12 protein-coding genes and 6 tRNA genes are annotated in these 16,402 nt (G+C 37.0%); 13 read left to right on the top strand and 5 right to left on the bottom strand.

Going from position 1 to position 16,402, the window contains the following annotated elements; genetic code table 11:
• Positions 1 to 119 precede the first annotated feature (119 nt).
• The 10 genes from J690_RS10135 (at position 120) to J690_RS10090 (ending at position 4,625) form a co-directional block, all read left to right on the top strand.
• Positions 120 to 1,628 (top strand): DUF3336 domain-containing protein, encoded by a 1,509-nt coding sequence (locus tag J690_RS10135; protein WP_005073515.1) that lies wholly within the window; start codon positions 120 to 122, stop codon positions 1,626 to 1,628.
• Entirely contained in the window at positions 1,615 to 2,430 is an 816-nt protein-coding gene (locus J690_RS10130) for a protein kinase domain-containing protein (protein ID WP_032035620.1), read from the top strand. Before J690_RS10135 ends, J690_RS10130 begins: the two co-directional genes overlap by 14 nt.
• Before the next feature lie 92 nt (positions 2,431 to 2,522).
• Positions 2,523 to 2,607 (top strand) — tRNA-Leu (locus J690_RS10125).
• Between the two features lie 55 nt (positions 2,608 to 2,662).
• Positions 2,663 to 2,736 (top strand) — tRNA-Trp (locus J690_RS10120).
• Between the two features lie 27 nt (positions 2,737 to 2,763).
• Positions 2,764 to 2,848 (top strand) — tRNA-Leu (locus tag J690_RS10115).
• Positions 2,849 to 2,903: 55 nt separating this feature from the next.
• A tRNA-Trp gene (locus J690_RS10110) sits at positions 2,904 to 2,977 on the top strand.
• A gap of 27 nt (positions 2,978 to 3,004) precedes the next feature.
• Positions 3,005 to 3,089 (top strand) — tRNA-Leu (locus tag J690_RS10105).
• 66 nt (positions 3,090 to 3,155) lie between these two features.
• A tRNA-Trp gene (locus tag J690_RS10100) sits at positions 3,156 to 3,229 on the top strand.
• A 436-nt stretch (positions 3,230 to 3,665) separates the two neighbouring features.
• Entirely contained in the window at positions 3,666 to 3,875 is a 210-nt protein-coding gene (locus tag J690_RS10095; RefSeq protein ID WP_002115279.1) for a cold-shock protein, read from the top strand.
• Positions 3,876 to 4,154: 279 nt separating this feature from the next.
• The gene (locus J690_RS10090; protein ID WP_005073517.1) at positions 4,155 to 4,625 is read left to right on the top strand and encodes an AnBLUF65 family BLUF photoreceptors; all 471 of its coding nucleotides are present in this window, start codon (positions 4,155 to 4,157) and stop codon (positions 4,623 to 4,625) included.
• Here the strand turns inward: J690_RS10090 and J690_RS24265 are convergent, their stop codons facing one another.
• Together J690_RS24265 and J690_RS10085 are read right to left on the bottom strand one after the other, a co-directional pair.
• Positions 4,626 to 4,949 (bottom strand): hypothetical protein, encoded by a 324-nt coding sequence (locus tag J690_RS24265; RefSeq protein ID WP_005073518.1) that lies wholly within the window; start codon positions 4,947 to 4,949, stop codon positions 4,626 to 4,628.
• Between the two features lie 705 nt (positions 4,950 to 5,654).
• The gene (locus tag J690_RS10085; protein WP_032035619.1) at positions 5,655 to 6,806 is read right to left on the bottom strand and encodes an alpha/beta fold hydrolase; all 1,152 of its coding nucleotides are present in this window, start codon (positions 6,804 to 6,806) and stop codon (positions 5,655 to 5,657) included.
• 432 nt (positions 6,807 to 7,238) lie between these two features.
• On the opposite strand from J690_RS10085, the gene gltS reads away from it, so the two are divergent.
• Both gltS and J690_RS10075 read left to right on the top strand, forming a co-directional pair.
• Positions 7,239 to 8,474, top strand: a complete 1,236-nt coding sequence (gene gltS, locus J690_RS10080; protein WP_014207191.1) for a sodium/glutamate symporter — start codon at positions 7,239 to 7,241, stop codon at positions 8,472 to 8,474.
• Positions 8,475 to 8,669: 195 nt separating this feature from the next.
• Positions 8,670 to 10,505 carry a monovalent cation:proton antiporter-2 (CPA2) family protein gene (locus J690_RS10075; RefSeq protein ID WP_032035618.1) on the top strand — a complete coding sequence of 612 codons (1,836 nt, stop codon included), beginning with the start codon at positions 8,670 to 8,672 and terminating at the stop codon, positions 10,503 to 10,505.
• A gap of 148 nt (positions 10,506 to 10,653) precedes the next feature.
• Here J690_RS10075 and J690_RS24470 read toward each other — a convergent pair whose 3' ends face one another.
• Positions 10,654 to 10,887 (bottom strand): hypothetical protein, encoded by a 234-nt coding sequence (locus tag J690_RS24470; RefSeq protein ID WP_016806139.1) that lies wholly within the window; start codon positions 10,885 to 10,887, stop codon positions 10,654 to 10,656.
• A 1,200-nt stretch (positions 10,888 to 12,087) separates the two neighbouring features.
• On the opposite strand from J690_RS24470, the gene J690_RS10070 reads away from it, so the two are divergent.
• Positions 12,088 to 12,642, top strand: a complete 555-nt coding sequence (locus tag J690_RS10070) for a TetR/AcrR family transcriptional regulator (protein ID WP_032035617.1) — start codon at positions 12,088 to 12,090, stop codon at positions 12,640 to 12,642.
• A gap of 90 nt (positions 12,643 to 12,732) precedes the next feature.
• On the opposite strand, the gene J690_RS10065 is transcribed toward J690_RS10070, so the two are convergent.
• The gene (locus J690_RS10065; protein WP_005073522.1) at positions 12,733 to 14,331 is read right to left on the bottom strand and encodes a bifunctional aspartate transaminase/aspartate 4-decarboxylase; all 1,599 of its coding nucleotides are present in this window, start codon (positions 14,329 to 14,331) and stop codon (positions 12,733 to 12,735) included.
• A 56-nt stretch (positions 14,332 to 14,387) separates the two neighbouring features.
• Positions 14,388 to 16,073 (bottom strand): aspartate-alanine antiporter, encoded by a 1,686-nt coding sequence (gene aspT / locus J690_RS10060; protein ID WP_032035615.1) that lies wholly within the window; start codon positions 16,071 to 16,073, stop codon positions 14,388 to 14,390.
• Between the last annotated feature and the right edge of the window lie 329 nt (positions 16,074 to 16,402).

Here is a 16,402-nt window from a genome sequence, read left to right as displayed (position 1 = left end):
TGACAAAAAACTTATTGCCTATACACTTTATCGGTTTTGCAATTGATTGAAATGTTCAGACCGAGCATAGTGTTGTGATGTCTATTCAGTAAAATCATCTGTGAAGATGAGGACGAAATATGTTTGAAAAAATACGAAGTGATATGAATCCACATCAGGCTTACCGTATCAAAAAATTACAACGTCAATTAGACATGGCTGAATCTTATGAGGAATGGAAGTCTTTTGCATTAAAACTAGATGAAGAAACAGGTGTGCAAGAGTGGAAGTTTGATAATAGTTCACCTTACTTCGATGCCGAACTGATTTCTTATCGATACACTTTGCTCAAAAGATATCGTCAGCAACATCGGACATTAGACCTCATCTATTTACTTAAAGAAGGTCTAACTTACGATATTGCAAATATTGGTCATCCAATGCTTTTTGCCGCAACACATGTCGGTACAAAAAAGTTAATTGAAGACTATATTGAAGAAGTTAGCCAAAGCTTAGCTTACATTGCTTCAAGTGAATGCATTACGTTTCAAAGAAAAGAAAAAATAGAGTTTTTTGAAAACTGTGAAAAGGCATATGGACAACCCGCACTTATGTTTTCGGGTGGGGCGACTTTAGGCCTTTTTCATACAGGTGTATGTAAGGCTTTAATTGAACAAGACTTAATGCCTAAAGTGCTCTCTGGCTCAAGTGCAGGGGCAATTATGACAGGTATGCTTGGAACCTCTGCCAGTGAAGATATCCAAAACTTATTAAATGGTGAGCAATTTTTTAGTGATGCTTTTCATTTTAGGAAATTCCGTGAACTTATTAAAGGCAATGGTGGAATTGCCGATGTTCAATATTTGAAAAAATTCCTCATTGAGAATTTAGGTGATCTTACGTTTGAAGAGGCTTTCAAAAAATCAGGTTTAAACATTAATGTGGCAGTAGCGCCGTATGATGCAACAGAAAACCCAAGAATTATGAACGCCATTATGACGCCGAATGTTTTGGTGTGGAGTGCGGTATTGGCTTCATGTGCTGTGCCAATTTTATTCCCACCAGTACGCTTAACCAGTAAACGTTATGACGGTGAACATACACCTTATATGGCAAATACAAAGTGGGTAGATGGAAGTGTAAGAAGCGATTTCCCGCAAGAAAGAATGGCACGGCTTTATAATTTAAACTACACCATTGCGAGTCAAGTTAACCCACATATTGTTCCATTTATGCAAAATGATGCGGATCGCTTCCGTAAAGACGTTTTAAGCTGGCCTGAAAGAATTCTAAGACGCCAAGGTAAAGTGCTATCAATGGGTATCATGGATTTTACGCGTCAACGACTTGGTTCTATTTCTCCAGTTAGAAGATTGTTAGATCATGGATATGGAGTAATGGGACAGCGTTATTATGGTGATGTAAACATCATTGCTAAATATAGCCTAAGTCACTATACCTACACTTTGCAAAACCCGCGTCCGCATCTGTTTAAGCGTTTGCAAAGAGAAGGGGAACGTGCAACTTGGCCAAAAATTTCTTCAATTGAGACCCATGCTCGTATTGGTAAGACAATTCAGCATTGTTTAGAAGTTTTGCGTTTTGAAGAAAAGAAACAACAGCCTGAGTCTTATTATGCTGAAGCATGATTTTGCTTCGTATATAGAAAATTTAACATGTGTAACAAAGCCAACAAGTGCAGCGTTAGGGCGGTGTTTATGGACATGTACCATAGATACCAAGAATTACTGGTTAAAATATCATTTGCCTGAAACCCATGCTCAAAATGAGCAAGATTTCATGCATGAGCAATTATTTTACGAAGAAATTCACTTTAAAAAACCTGCATGGCTTTTACCTTATAAATTAATTGAGGTCAGTTTAATCCCTCAGCTAGGCCATTCTTTTGGTAAGGTTTTAATTTTACCTAATAGTGACGTGTGGTTCGGTTCATTGGTTCATGAAAGTGATTTAACTGATGTATACCGTAAGATTTGGTTCGCAATAAATAAGCTTGCAGAACTTCATGAAATTGGCTGGATTCATGGAGACGTTAAGGCAGAGCATTTTAGAAAGTTTCAGCAAAAGCCTTATTTAATTGATTTTGAGAAAACGAGACCGATCTCAAGTTGCGATACAGTCATGGATGCAACACCTCGTTATATGGCTCCTGAGCTATTTAGAGGAGGGCATAAGGGAATACAAAGTGATTTATATGCTTTTGGCATCATTTTATATGAATGGTTGACTCAAACTCGCTTAGAAGCAAGTAGTTATCGTGATTGGGCAGTCTTACACTGTCAAAATTTAACCATTCAATTACCCACGCAGTTTTTGATTTTTTTACCCTTACTTGTAGGTTTATTACAAAAACAGCAGCAAAATCGGTTTTCAAATGCTGATGAAGCAATAAATTGCTTAAAACAGATTCAAATTGATAAAAATCATTGATCTAGTATCTGTATACAATTTACACGGTTAGTTTTTTTTAGAAAAAAAACACTTGTCACTGTCAGATCTTATCGCTAATATACACAGCCATCGGGGGCGTGGCGAAATTGGTAGACGCACTGGATTTAGGTTCCAGCGCCGCAAGGTGTAAGAGTTCGAGTCTCTTCGCCCCCACCACTTTAAGTTAATAACTTAAAGTTTGATGTAGATGTTAGGTCATCTAGATCTTGGAAGAGGATTGGTGTAATGGTAGCATGACGGTCTCCAAAACCGTTCGTCAAGGTTCGAGTCCTTGATCCTCTGCCACATTTATTTTAAATAAATGTCCCAGATGGGGGCGTGGCGAAATTGGTAGACGCACTGGATTTAGGTTCCAGCGCCGCAAGGTGTAAGAGTTCGAGTCTCTTCGCCCCCACCACTTTAAGTTAATAACTTAAAGTTTGATGTAGATGTTAGGTCATCTAGATCTTGGAAGAGGATTGGTGTAATGGTAGCATGACGGTCTCCAAAACCGTTCGTCAAGGTTCGAGTCCTTGATCCTCTGCCACATTTATTTTAAATAAATGTCCCAGATGGGGGCGTGGCGAAATTGGTAGACGCACTGGATTTAGGTTCCAGCGCCGCAAGGTGTAAGAGTTCGAGTCTCTTCGCCCCCACCATTAAAAAAGCAAGATTATGATCTTGCTTTTTTTGTGATTAAATCTTGAGTGTTTAATCATGAATATAGAGGATTGGTGTAATGGTAGCATGACGGTCTCCAAAACCGTTCGTCAAGGTTCGAGTCCTTGATCCTCTGCCATAAAATAAGGCTCCTGATCAGGAGTTTTTTTATTATCTATATTTTTAAAAATAACTTTTCATTCGTGCTCAAGCAATTTTCTAAATAGATATTTTTATAGCAGTTGCTTTTCAATGTTTTTATCACATCATAGATTGTTTTTTAATTAAGCAATATACTGAATTTCTTAATCTTTTTATTAAGTTATTGTTTTATATTTATTTAACTTAAGTTTTGGAAATTATTTATATAAAAGCCTTGAATACAATTTTATTTCATGTATGATGCTGTTAACTAGAAAAAAGACTTGTTAGTAAATCTTCTTTTAAGTATCGTAGTTTTAGTCATAATCCTTCGTTTTTTAAGATATTAAGCTCAATTTGTTATTCTTTTTTCAAAGTTATGATAGGGTCATTATTTAATGATTCTAAAATATTAGAAATCAGTAGGATATATCATGTCTAATACAGTAAGTGGTACAGTAAAGTGGTTTAACGAAACTAAAGGTTTTGGTTTCATTCAACAAGACAACGGTCCAGATGTGTTCGCTCACTTCAAAGAAATCGCAGGTTCTGGTTTCAAAACTTTGCATGAAGGTCAACGTGTAACATTTACCGTTACTCAAGGGCAAAAAGGCCCAAATGCTGTAAATATTATTCCACAATAATATAACAGCAAGTAAAAAAAAGCACTTTTTAGTGCTTTTTTTTATTTTAGCTTTTAAAGCAATTTATTGTTCTTTTAGAGCATTAGAAGCCCTCAATAGTAGGGCTTTTTATTTTCTTGTGAATATAAATCATTAGTTATTAAGCTCTTATAGTTAATAATCAAACATATTTTTAAAATAAACTTTAGAATATGTGTGAAATATAAATTATTAGTAATAAAGATATGGTAGATTAAAAAATCTTTAAATAAAGAAATTTTATATTTCACGGAACTGCTAATGAACGTTCGCCTGTGTTATGCCAGTCAACGTAACGAAAAAAATGAAGATTTGTTGCAAGATTTACGTGATATTTTGACAGAAGCACGAGATTTCAATGATTTGAATCAGATCTGTGGGGTGCTCTATTATGCCGATAATGCTTTCTTTCAATGCTTGGAAGGTGAGCGAGAGGTGGTTGAACGATTATTTGAAAAAATTACAAATGATGAAAGACACCACAATGTTAAATGGTTGTGTACATATTCCATTGAACAAAACTCGTTTCAACGATGGTCAATGAAATATGTACAACGTAATACAAATATCGAATCTTTCTTTCTAAAAATGGGAGAAAGTACTTTTAATCCTATTCGTCTTGATGAGCAAAACTTAAAAGCTTTCATCAATGAATTAGTCATTGCCGAACAAACTAAAATTAACACAGTTAAGAAAGTGGGTATGGTGAATCGTGGGGTGAAACCATTTTAGCTATTTGGCTATCACGCCAATATGGATGGTCTTGAGTTTAGGTAATATTTTAGTCATGACTAAATATACAATAACTGAACTTGCGAGCATCCATATTACTTCTAAGCTTTGACTAATCACAAACATTGCCCAATAAAAAAAGCTAAATAGGGCGAGACATAGTCCACTACCTTTGAAATACCACGTAATAAATATGCCGAAAAGCGCGGATGAGAGAAGAAGATTAATCGTCTCGTTCATTCCTATGTAATTAAAGAAAATAATCAGTAAGCATAAAGCTAACATTGATAGTAAATATACAAATATATTTTTTGCAATAAACATTTTCTATACCCTATCTGATGATTAAAAAAGTATCTTTCCTCTGTTTCCAGAGGAAAGATAGTACATATTAATTTTTGAGATTCTTTTTCTATTATTAAGAGTTTTTATATTAATAAAGATGACTTTATCATTTTCTCCAGATCTCTTTATTAATATTCAGCTTTCTATTTAATAGTAAAGAGTGCTTATATGTACTGAAATTAATTATAAGAAAAACAATCATTTGAGTTGTAAGCTTTGGCTTACATAATTGTGAGAGATTGCCTACATTTGTATAAATAATGATCAAATTTTACAAAATTAAATTTATAAAAAAAATTGTTTAACAATAACTTAAGTAAATATATTGTTTAGATGAGCTTTACATAAATAACAAAAAGTAACATCAACTTTAAGAGGTACTTTTCTTAAAATTTATAAATATTAATAAGCGAAAATTAATTTATTTAAAAAATTTTAACATTTGATAAATATTGTTTTATTAAATTGTATTTCTAATAAATAAAATTTATGTGTTGAAGGGTTTTAATGTGATTAATAGTGAGGAAATTATATTTATATTTTTGTGTCATCTAGTAATGAGCTGCTTTTGAATTAAGAGAAAAAACTACTGCAATATAAATGAAACTAGAATATCAGATTTATAAAATTTAAATTTTGGCCAGCATAGAACTGACTACACTGGCTTTACTGCTTTTGAATTAATTATTCTGAACGAGTAGCTAACCAAGTACTCACTTCTGGCCAGACCGTAGTGGGTGCTTGACTACCTGAAACTACGCCCATATGACCCCCGGGTACCACCTTAAATGTTTTGTCTTGGCTACTAATTAAATCCATGAGTGGTTTAACAGCATCAGCTGTGACAATAATATCTGTGTTGCCACCAATAGCTAATACAGAGCATTTAATATCTTTTAGATAGGCGGTAAGTTCACCAAATTTAACTACACCTTTAGACAGTTCATTATCAATCCAGAAACGGAGAATAATATCGCGCATGACACCGCCCGGATAGGCCAACATATTATCGATAAATGAGCTTGAGGTTGCATGGTCGACAATAAACTCTCGGTTATCTAGATTCTTAAAAAGTTCCCAATATGTTTTCAGATTTCCAATCGGATCCGTTAATTTAAAACCAAGGGTATTTTGCCAGCCATGAATATGAAATGCTTCACTTGGTACATGATGGCGAATACGAAATGGCGTATGTTTACGAACCCACTCGGCAGGTTTGGTGAGGCTACCGTAGAGTTTCCCCATATAACCCGCTTTGTGTGTGTCGATAGGTGAAGCAAGAATAATTAGATTTTTAATATCTTTATCTTTAAACAATGCGGTATAGCAGAGTGAAAGTGCGCCGCCTAAACTCCAGCCATGTAAAGAAAGCTGTTGCTGACCGCTGTGCAAGCGAACTTGCTTTAACATCTCTGGCATGAAAACTTTAATATAAGTACCGAAGTTATATTTTGCTTGGTGTCGGGTTGGTACGCCCCAGTCAATTAAGTAAACATCAAACCCTTGGGCCAAAAAGAAACGTACAAAACTGCGAGTAGGGAACAAATCGTAAATGAGCATGTTCACTGCTAGCGGTGGAACAATAACTAAAGGTACGCGGTGTTTAGGAGTAGAGGTATCAGTCTCATTTTTATAATGGCGTAAGGTAATGATTTCATGCTTATGAATCACTTCAAAAGGTGTTTTTCCTGACAAAGCTATTTGAGGGCCTCGGAAAAATAGATCTGATGCATTGATCAGCATGTGAGGTATTTTTTGACCAGCACGTGTCTGAAGAGATTTTTTAATAGATTGTAGCTGTGGAACGTTCTGACGAACTTTAAGCAATAAACTCATTGAATATAAAACCTATAAAGATGTTGCCCAGAACAGTAAAGAGCTGGTCTTTGAAGGATATTAAAGTGAATGATGGAGAAGTTCAGTGACCCAAAAGACAGGATTTTTCTTTAAATGTATCAAGTAGAGCTTAGCTTAGCCCAACATACTCTTACTTAAAAAATCGGTAATAAGATTGAGGCAACCAGATGTCTTGATTTCATCGCTTGAGCATTTAAATGTTTAAAAAATTAATTATCAAAGCAATATAGAAATTTAAGAGAGGATACATTGTGATTTTTTACTAAATACTCAAAATAACAAATTGACTTATATGATTATTATTAAATAAAGATGGTTTTTGTAAAGTTTGTTTGTGTTTTTTTTAAATAATAAAAAATAAAATATAATTATTTTACAATCCATTAGGAATGTAATCAGAAAGTAGTATATATGGAATTTGTTTTTAATGGTTTTTATACACTAATTTCGGCGGTTATCGTCTTATTGTTGGGCCGCTTTCTTGTTAATCGTATTGATTTTTTAAAACGTTATAATATCCCTGAACCTGTAGCTGGTGGTTTGGTTGCTGCTGTAGTTTCTTTACTTGTCCACACTTTGTGGGGGTATAGCATTGTTTTTAGTAGCGAATTACAAACCAGCTTTATGCTCGTGTTCTTTGCTTCAATTGGTTTAAGTGCCAATTTTATGAAGCTTAAAGAAGGTGGTACTGCTTTAATCATCTTCTTAATTTGTGTAGCCTCATTTATTGTTGTGCAAAATGCTGTTGGTATGAGTCTTGCGACATTATTAGGTCTTGACCCACTTATTGGTTTGATTGCTGGTTCAATTACCTTAACCGGTGGTCATGGTACAGCTGGCGCATGGGGTGAAATTTTAGAAAGTCAGCATGGTATTCAGGGTGCTTTAGCATTAGGTATGGCGAGTGCTACTTTTGGTTTGATTATTGGTGGTGTGATTGGCGGGCCGTTAGCGAAACTACTTATTAATCGTTACAGTCTTGCTCAACCAAAAACCAATGCTGAAATCCAAAATCGCGACACTCATCTTGAACAAAATTCAGATGACCTTGCTCCGTTTGAAAACCCGCATCAAGTTCGTTTAATTACTGCCGATAATGCAATTACTACACTGGGTATGTTTGCAGCATGTTTAGCGTTTGCTGAATTTATGACTGGTTTTAGTAAGGGAACTTGGTTCGAGTTACCAACTTTCGTTTGGGCACTTGGTGGTGGCGTAATTTTAAGAAACATTTTAGAAAGCGTGTTGAAAATTGATATTTTTGACCGTGCGATTGATGTATTTGGTAATGCGTCTTTGTCACTTTATTTAGCCATGGCATTGCTTTCGTTAAAACTTTGGCAACTTGCCGACCTAGCTGGCCCGTTAGTTGTAATTTTAGGTGCGCAAACCATTACGATGGCTTTATATGCAGCATTCGTGACGTTCCGCGTTATGGGCAAAAACTATGATGCAGCAGTGTTAGCAGCAGGCCATTGTGGTTTCGGTATGGGCGCAACTCCAACCGCCGTTGCAAATATGCAGGCCATTACTAATATGTATGGTCCATCGCATAAGGCTTTCTTGATTGTTCCGCTTTGTGGCGCATTCTTTGTCGACTTAATTAATGCAACGGTTATTCAGCTCATGTTGAAATTCATTGCTTAATTTGAAAAAAGCCCGTTAGGGCTTTTTTTTATGGGTGTTTGTCTATGAATATTTGATTCCTATTTATAGGCTCAATTTTTATTTTCGTATGACTCAAGCCATTTTATTTTTAGGATGCTTTTTCTCAAAACTAATAATCGCCCTTAAACCTCGTTTCACATAGAATAAATTGCAGATAAATAAAATGAGAAATGTATGAGCTCAGAAGCACATTCAATTAGCTTGGTTGCCCCTGTGGTTTTATTGGCGGCTGCTGTCATTGCAGTTCCTATTTTTAAACGTATTGGTTTAGGTTCAGTACTTGGTTATTTAATTGCGGGTCTAATTATTGGCCCATTCGGTTTTGCTTTTTTTCAAGATTCTGCCGCAATTTTGCATATTGCCGAGTTAGGAATTGTGATGTACCTCTTTGTGATTGGTTTGGAAATGCAACCCTCACATTTGTGGAGTCTTAGACGCGAAATTTTTGGCCTTGGTACATTGCAGATTATTATTTGCGCGCTGGCTTTGACTGGCGTTGGGCTGTTATTTGGCTTTACATGGCAAGTTGCTTTTATTGGTGCCGCAGGGTTTGTATTAACCTCGACTGCGATTGTGATGCAGTTATTGGGTGATCGGGGTGATTTGACTCAGCCCCGTGGGCAAAAGATTGTAGCCATCTTACTATTTGAAGATTTATTGATTGTACCTTTGCTGGCTATTGTTGCTTTTATGGCACCGAATCATGTGGTCGAAAGCACATCGGTACGTCTAGAAAATATAGGGATTGGTTTGCTCGCAATTGCAGGACTTATTGCGGCAGGGTATTGGTTACTGAACCCATTATTTAGACTGTTGGCCGCTGCTAAGGCCCGAGAGGTCATGACGGCTGCGGCTTTACTGGTTGTGTTGGGAGCCGCGTTACTCATGCAAGTCAGTGGTTTGACTATGGCGATGGGTGCTTTCTTGGCGGGCGTGCTTTTATCTGAATCAACATTTAGACATCAAATTGAAGCGGATATTGAACCATTCCGAGGAATATTACTGGGCCTGTTTTTCCTTGGGGTCGGCATGTCGTTGGATTTGTCAGTTGTTGCTCAGAACTGGCAACTGATTGTGAGTGGTGTAATTGCCCTAATGTTTGCCAAAGCGCTCATGATTTATATGGTCGCCCGAGTAACGAAAAGCTCTCATACTGAAGCATTAGACCGCGCTTTACTTATGGCTCAAGGTGGAGAGTTTGCTTTTGTACTATTCTCGGCTGCGCTAAGTGCACAAGTTATTGATAGCACCGTTAAATCTAACTTAACCGCTATTGTTGTGCTTTCAATGGTGTTGACCCCAATTGTCGGTATTATTTTCAAACGTTTTACTCAAACAAAAACGAAGGTTTCATTAGAAAACATCGACATTGCTGACGGGCTAAGCGGTAGTGTTTTAATGATCGGTTTTGGGCGCTTTGGACAGGTCACCAGTCAATTATTATTAGCAAGAGGTGTCGATGTCACCATTATTGATAATAATACCGACATGATTCGAAACGCCGAAAAATTTGGTTTTAAAATTTATTATGGCGATGGTTGCCGTTTAGATATTCTGCATGCGTCTGGTGCTGCAACAGCACAAGCGATTGTGGTGTGTGTAGATAGTAAGGAAACGACCAATCGAATTGTAGAACTTGTCACCCATGAATTTCCTTTAGCAAAACTATTAGTCCGTTCATATGACCGTGAGCATTCACTGCATTTAGTTAAACAAAAAGTGGACTTTATGATTCGTGAAACGTTTGAATCTGCCATTAAGTTTGGCGGCGTGATTTTGCAAGAGCTTGGTGTGGATGAAGATGAGGTAGAAAGAATTACCGAGGAAATTCGTGATTTGGATAATGAGCGTTTTGAAACTGAAATCGCGGCAGATGACGTCAATGCGGGAGTAGGTATGCAATATACACATACTCATCACCCAAGACCAACTGCGCCATTGATTCGACCAAAACAAGAAGGGCGGATTTTAAATAAGGAAGATACCTCAGAGAATGAAAGCCTCAATTAGTATAAAAATATCTGTAAAAGCTTTGTTTAGCAGAGCTTTTACGGAATGACTATAAATGCTCTAAGGCTGTGCCTTTAACTGGGGAGTTATATAAATAAAATCGCAAATAGGAGAGTTGAAGAACTTTTTATTTTGAACTCTTAAAAATTTACTCAAGTTCCAACTGATTATCATCTTTGGTAATTTTAATTTTTAACTTTTTATATTTTCGCTTATTTGGATCTAGGGCTGAGTTCATCACTTCATCCGCGAAAGGCGGACACTGCATCAGTTTTGCATAAGCCCTATAGCCGATGCGTATTCGAGTAGGCGGGCAATCGGTTCTTTTTGAGTAGTATTCAATGAGTGAGTTCAGTTCTTGTAATAAAGTTTGCTGTTCCATCATACATACTTAACAATTAGATGACTTAAGCATAATAGACTTGGCCGTTTAGCGGAATATGCCTTTAAAATGTACAGCTCTGTAAATTGTGATTTAGTTCTCTAAAACACATATTTTATGTATGAAGTTTGTTTAGGAGAGATTTTGGATGTTTTTTTAATTGAAATGTCATAAAGAAAGGCTAATTTAGACTCATAACAAAAATGATGAAGATTGTTGCGAACAATAAAATCAAAAGCAATTTTCACAGACGTGGTCGTGAGGTAATTAGGGCTAATTCGAAAGAGTTGGCTTTTTTGTTTTAATCAATTTTTTGTTTGCAAATATGGTTTTGGTTTAAATGTTTAGCTTCTTTAAAGCAGAACTTCGCTATTATTAAGCTTTAGTATCTAATTGAATTTTAATAATAATGAAAGAGATATTTTATGTTCGGAACCAAATTGACGGTCTAAAAATTAAAGATTATCCTTCTTTTTTATGGCAAAACGGAAGTAGGACACTTTAGGGTGTGCTAGGGTCTAACTAGTCTGTCAACCTTCTTTCGTCTTGCCACCATTCGTTAGCAGTATTTGTATATCTTTAAATTTAAGTTGAATTAGAATTTAGCTTAACTATCTAATTGAATGAAAAACAATAATTATTTAACTATTTTCTATTCAACCTTACATTGACACTCTAAACCTTGCCGATTATCCTTTGCCTGCTGGCCTACATTGCCAGTCGGTTTTAGCAGACCGTCTACAAAAGGCGCACAACAATGCTGTTTTGGTTTTTGTGCGTTCTCTTAAGTCACGCCTTTATGGTGAGGCTAGGAGGGACACCTTCGGGTGTGCTGGTTTCCTTTTGTACCAGTCTGCTAACCCTTCTAGTCTTGCCACCATTATTTAGCAGTAATTGGTAAGACTCTTCTAAATCAAAAGGAGTCCGCCGTTATGCGTACTATTTCTTCTTTCTCGTTGGCAACCTTTGCCAAATTCTCTCTATCCATACCGTTTAAACAGTCTTTAAAACGATTTAACCGACTATAGGTTTCTACACCTTAAGAATCGTTACGACTAAAACATAGCAACAATAAACCAGAGATAGGCGAGCACATCATTATTGTGCGGCTTTTGCATGCCTGTATTTAGCACTCATTTTAAGAGTGACGGCATTTCTATCTCTTTTATATACAACAAAAAATTATTTTAAGCGGTATACATGAAAAATTTAGAAGTTTCATTTAGAGCGACGCGAGCGCTTAACACAGCAGCAGACTTATTTAAAAAATACGGCTTTAACAAGGTTGGGGTGGACCGAATTGTTAGTGAAGCCAAAATGACTAAAGCCACTTTTTACAACTACTTTCACTCCAAAGAAAGATTAATTGAAATGTGTTTATTAGTTCAAAAAGAGCACTTAAAAGAAAGAGTGAGGGCGGTAAGTGAGTCTCGTCAATATCCAGATTTGGCTCTTAAGCTTAGACAAATTTACCTTTTACATGCGGACTTAAAGGGGGCGTATTATCTGTTGTTTAAAGCGATTTTTGAAATTAAAAAGCTTTATCCAAACGCCTACCAAACCGCAATTCGGTATAGACGATGGCTTAAAAATGAAATTTTCTGGGTTTTGCGAGACTCTAAAAAAAGGGCTACGTATGAAGAGTCGGATATTTTTGTATTTATGATTGATGGTGCGATTTTGGGGCTTTTAGATTCAAGCCAAAATGAAGAGCCTGATCAGTTGCTGACTTACTTTTTAAAGATAAATGCTTAAATTGAACCATTAAATTGAAAAACTGAAATAGTAAATTAAAGAACAGAAAGGAAAAAGTGAGGCTGCTAGAGCCTCACTTTATATAGGTGCTTATTTGCCTTTTTTAGTTTTTAAATACTCTGCATAAGCTTCATCTGCAAAGCGTCTTAAAGAGTCACCAATTGCAGCATATTGATATTCATTCAGGTTAGCTAAAGATGCACGGGCAGAAGGGTGCTGCACACCGAAGCCAGAACCCGGTAATAAAACTACGCCCGTTTCATCGGCAACTCTAAACAATAGCTCGGTCGGATTTTTATTTTTCATGACCCAATCAGCAAACTCATCTCCATAGAGAGTCCGTGATGTGTTTTCAAGGTTGACTAGCGTGTAGTAGTCCACAGCATTTGGATCTGTTGGAACCTCGACACCAAGCTGTCTATAAAGTGCTGCGTCGCGTTCACGAACAACAGATTTAACAGCTTTTTTATAGCTCTGGCGTGAGTCCATCATATTAAACAAGGCAAATAAAACCATTTGAACTTGCTGCGGGGTAGACAGACCAGCGGTATGGTTCAACGCAACATTTCGGCTATCGGCAACTAAGCGGTCAATAAATTTAATGCTTGCTGGGTCGGTGGTTAAAGATGAATAGCGTTCTTCAAGCTCTTTCTTCTCTTTTTTCGATAAGTTCGCAATTTGTTTATCAAGCACATTGTTATTTGAAAGCGCAATGACACCAAGTCGCCAACCAGTCGCACCAAAGTATTTAGAGAATGAATAAACCAGAATCGTATTGTCAGGACAGATCGCAAATAGTGATTTGAAGTTATCGGCAAATGTACCGTAAACGTCATCTGTCAAAATGATCAGATCAGGGCGTTTTTTGACGATATCAGCCAAAATTGCAAGTCCTTCATCGCTCATTTTTACCGATGGCGGGTTACTTGGGTTGACTAAAAAGAACGCTTTAATAGACGGATCTTCTAACTTTCTAAGCTCCGACTCTGGATATTGCCAGTCGAGTTTAGGGTCTGCCGCAATTAAAACTTCTTCAAGTTGGTAGTCATTGAGTTTTGGAATCTCAAGATATGGCGTAAAAATAGGGCTACCAATGGCAATGCGGTCACCATTTTTTATAATTTTATTTTCTTTTAATGAGTTAAAAATATAGGCCATTGCGGCTGTTCCGCCTTCGACCGCAAACAAATCTAAGTCTCTTTTTTGCATGCCTTGTACGCCCATTTCTCGTAAGACGTACTCTTTAATAATTGTTTCACTCACTCGAAGCATTCGGTCTGGTACTGGATAGTTACAGCCTAAAATCCCTTCAACCATTTCAAGTAAAAAAAGATCTGGGTCTAAGCCTAACTGGTCGCGCACATAAGACACGGCTTTACCTAAAAAGACTACACCGGGTTTGTCACGGTTTTCCAAAATGAAGTTATCAAAACGTGACTGGAGTCCAACGGGGCGCGGGAAGCCACCTAAACCTTCCGGCATATAGGAAAATGAAAATTCGGATTCGGTCGCAGAAAACAAACCCAGTTGAAAGAACGCTCTACGTGGGATGGTAGCAAGAAAGTTCGGATTACCACGCCCAGCATTTAACATCATTCGGTCAGTTCTGCTTTGAGCTAATTCTATTAAATTATCTTTAAGTTCAAATGGGCTGAGTTTTGCGTATTTAGAATAATCGACTTTCCCCATGGGACGTCTCCTTAATTATAGTGAGATGAATAAAATTTCTAATTCAATGTATAAAATCAGGCCAAGCCTACAATCAGTGGTCCGAGCAAGGTTAAGAACACATTTGCCAAGGCATAGGTAATTGCAAATGGAACGGTCGGAATCGAGTTTCCTGCTTTGTCTAAAATTGCACCAAATGCAGGGTTTGCACTGCGTGAACCAGATAGTGCCCCTGCCATTACTGCAACGTTGTCATAACGCAGAACATAACGAGCAAAGAGCATGGAAAGTAGGAGAGGAACCAGTGTTACCACAACTCCAATCATAAAGAGTGAAAGACCACTTTCTTTAATGGTTTGAATTGCTTGCAAACCTGATTGTAAGCCGACAGCAGCAACGAAGCCTGCAAGTCCCAAATCTTTAAGAAGCTGTGAAGCCGCTAAAGGCATATTGCCATGCACTTGATTTCTGCTTCGAATCCAGCCAAACAGAAGACCTGATAGTAAAGCTCCGCCACCGGCACCAAGAGTTAAGGGCACATCACCTAAACGAATCACAAAAAGACCAATCACTAAGCCAACCATAAGGCCAGCACCATGGAAAATCCAGTCCGTTTTTAAGCTTTCAGGTAGGGCTTTACCTGCTTCTTTCACCAAACGGTCGAGGTCACTTTTTGTACCGTATACGGTGACCACATCGCCTTGTCGTAAAACGGTGTCATCACTTAAAGGTTGTGTCTCATCGTTACGCTTAATTGCAAGTACATAAATACCGTGCTTTAAATACGCAGGCGTATTGGCCTTAATGTCTCCTAAGGTGCGGTTGAGATATTTGGAATTTCTTAGGATGACATCGCTGGTATCCATAATCATTTCCATACCTTGCGATGACTGTAATTCGCTACCGATTTGCTCGGCAACTGAAACTACATTCGCACGGCGACCAACCAGTAAAATGACATCGTCTGTTTGTAAAGTTAGCTCGGGAGCGACATCAATAAACTGATCTTTACGTTTTAACCGTTCAATCGTAATACTCGGCTCTTTTGCTTCAATTTCCGCAATAGTTTGCCCATTGGCTTGTTTAACTTTATAAATACGGCCAACAATTTCGGGCATTGCCAGTTCTTGGCCTGGGGCTAATTCAAAAGCACCTTTCAGTCGTTCACTTTGAGCTTTTAAAGCATCGTCGTGAATTTCTTTACCCATAAATTTAGGCAAGATATTCACACAGACAATAATTGCTCCCAATGAACCGAAAATATAAGTGACCGCATAGCCAATCGCGACATTTGCTTGAAGTCTTTGAATTTCTGCGAGTGGGAGATCGAGTCTAGAAATTGCATCTCCCGCAGTCCCAATAATGGCTGATTGAGTCATGCCGCCCGCAGCGAGACCCGCAGCCAAGCCTTTATCGAGATGAAAAATTTTAGCCATTACTAAAACAGTGACTAAACCACACACTGCCATGAATACTGCTAATAAAATTTCTTTTATGGACTGTGGACCCAGTGATTTAAAAAACTGTGGACCACTTTCAAAGCCGACTGCGTAAATGAAGAGAGCAAATAAAATTGCTTTAACGCCGTTATCGACAGGTACGCCAATAAGGCTTAAAACAACTGCGACGAGTAAGGAGCCTGCGACTCCACCAAATTGAAATTTTCCAAACTGGAATTGTCCAATCCAGAAGCCTATTGCGAGTGATAAGAACAATAATATTTCGGGGCTGTGCTTTAAAACACCTTGTAACCATTCAATCATTTTGATCTCACTTTTATTATTAGCTCTATCTTTAATATATAAATTTATTTATTTTTCATTTTTAAAATACAGTATGAAAATTACTTAAGCAAACCTTCAGGTTTAGTGGTTTTCTTAAGTTTAATTATAAAAAATAATGTGCTTAAAATACGTGTGAACTAAGGTCTGGTGGTAATTCTGAGTGTTTAAATCAACTATTAATTTTTTAATGAAAGGTAAAATTTATTTACAATAATATAAAGAATATTTTATGAGATTAAAGCATCTTGCTTATATCTAATCTTGAAAATAAATTTTTAATATATTGATATTTAAATAATTAATTTTTA

Origin of the sequence: Acinetobacter sp. 742879, from assembly GCF_000588535.1 — a bacterium.
Classification (GTDB): Bacteria; Pseudomonadota; Gammaproteobacteria; order Pseudomonadales; family Moraxellaceae; genus Acinetobacter; species Acinetobacter pittii.
The sequence above is the reverse complement of the archived record's forward strand: the minus strand, read 5'-3'. Positions and strand labels throughout refer to the sequence as shown.

Bases quoted from the DNA above. Each gene is read 5' to 3' on its own strand.
- J690_RS10070 (WP_032035617.1), top strand. From the start codon at position 12,088: ATGAAAAATTTAGAAGTTTCATTTAGAGCGACGCGAGCGCTTAACACA.
- J690_RS10090 (WP_005073517.1), top strand. From the start codon at position 4,155: ATGAACGTTCGCCTGTGTTATGCCAGTCAACGTAACGAAAAAAATGAA.
- J690_RS10135 (WP_005073515.1), top strand. From the start codon at position 120: ATGTTTGAAAAAATACGAAGTGATATGAATCCACATCAGGCTTACCGT.
- J690_RS10075 (WP_032035618.1), top strand. From the start codon at position 8,670: ATGAGCTCAGAAGCACATTCAATTAGCTTGGTTGCCCCTGTGGTTTTA.
- J690_RS24470 (WP_016806139.1), bottom strand. From the start codon at position 10,887: ATGGAACAGCAAACTTTATTACAAGAACTGAACTCACTCATTGAATAC.
- J690_RS10065 (WP_005073522.1), bottom strand. From the start codon at position 14,331: ATGGGGAAAGTCGATTATTCTAAATACGCAAAACTCAGCCCATTTGAA.
- J690_RS24265 (WP_005073518.1), bottom strand. From the start codon at position 4,949: ATGTTTATTGCAAAAAATATATTTGTATATTTACTATCAATGTTAGCT.
- aspT (WP_032035615.1), bottom strand. From the start codon at position 16,073: ATGATTGAATGGTTACAAGGTGTTTTAAAGCACAGCCCCGAAATATTA.
- J690_RS10085 (WP_032035619.1), bottom strand. From the start codon at position 6,806: ATGAGTTTATTGCTTAAAGTTCGTCAGAACGTTCCACAGCTACAATCT.
- gltS (WP_014207191.1), top strand. From the start codon at position 7,239: ATGGAATTTGTTTTTAATGGTTTTTATACACTAATTTCGGCGGTTATC.
- J690_RS10095 (WP_002115279.1), top strand. From the start codon at position 3,666: ATGTCTAATACAGTAAGTGGTACAGTAAAGTGGTTTAACGAAACTAAA.
- J690_RS10130 (WP_032035620.1), top strand. From the start codon at position 1,615: ATGCTGAAGCATGATTTTGCTTCGTATATAGAAAATTTAACATGTGTA.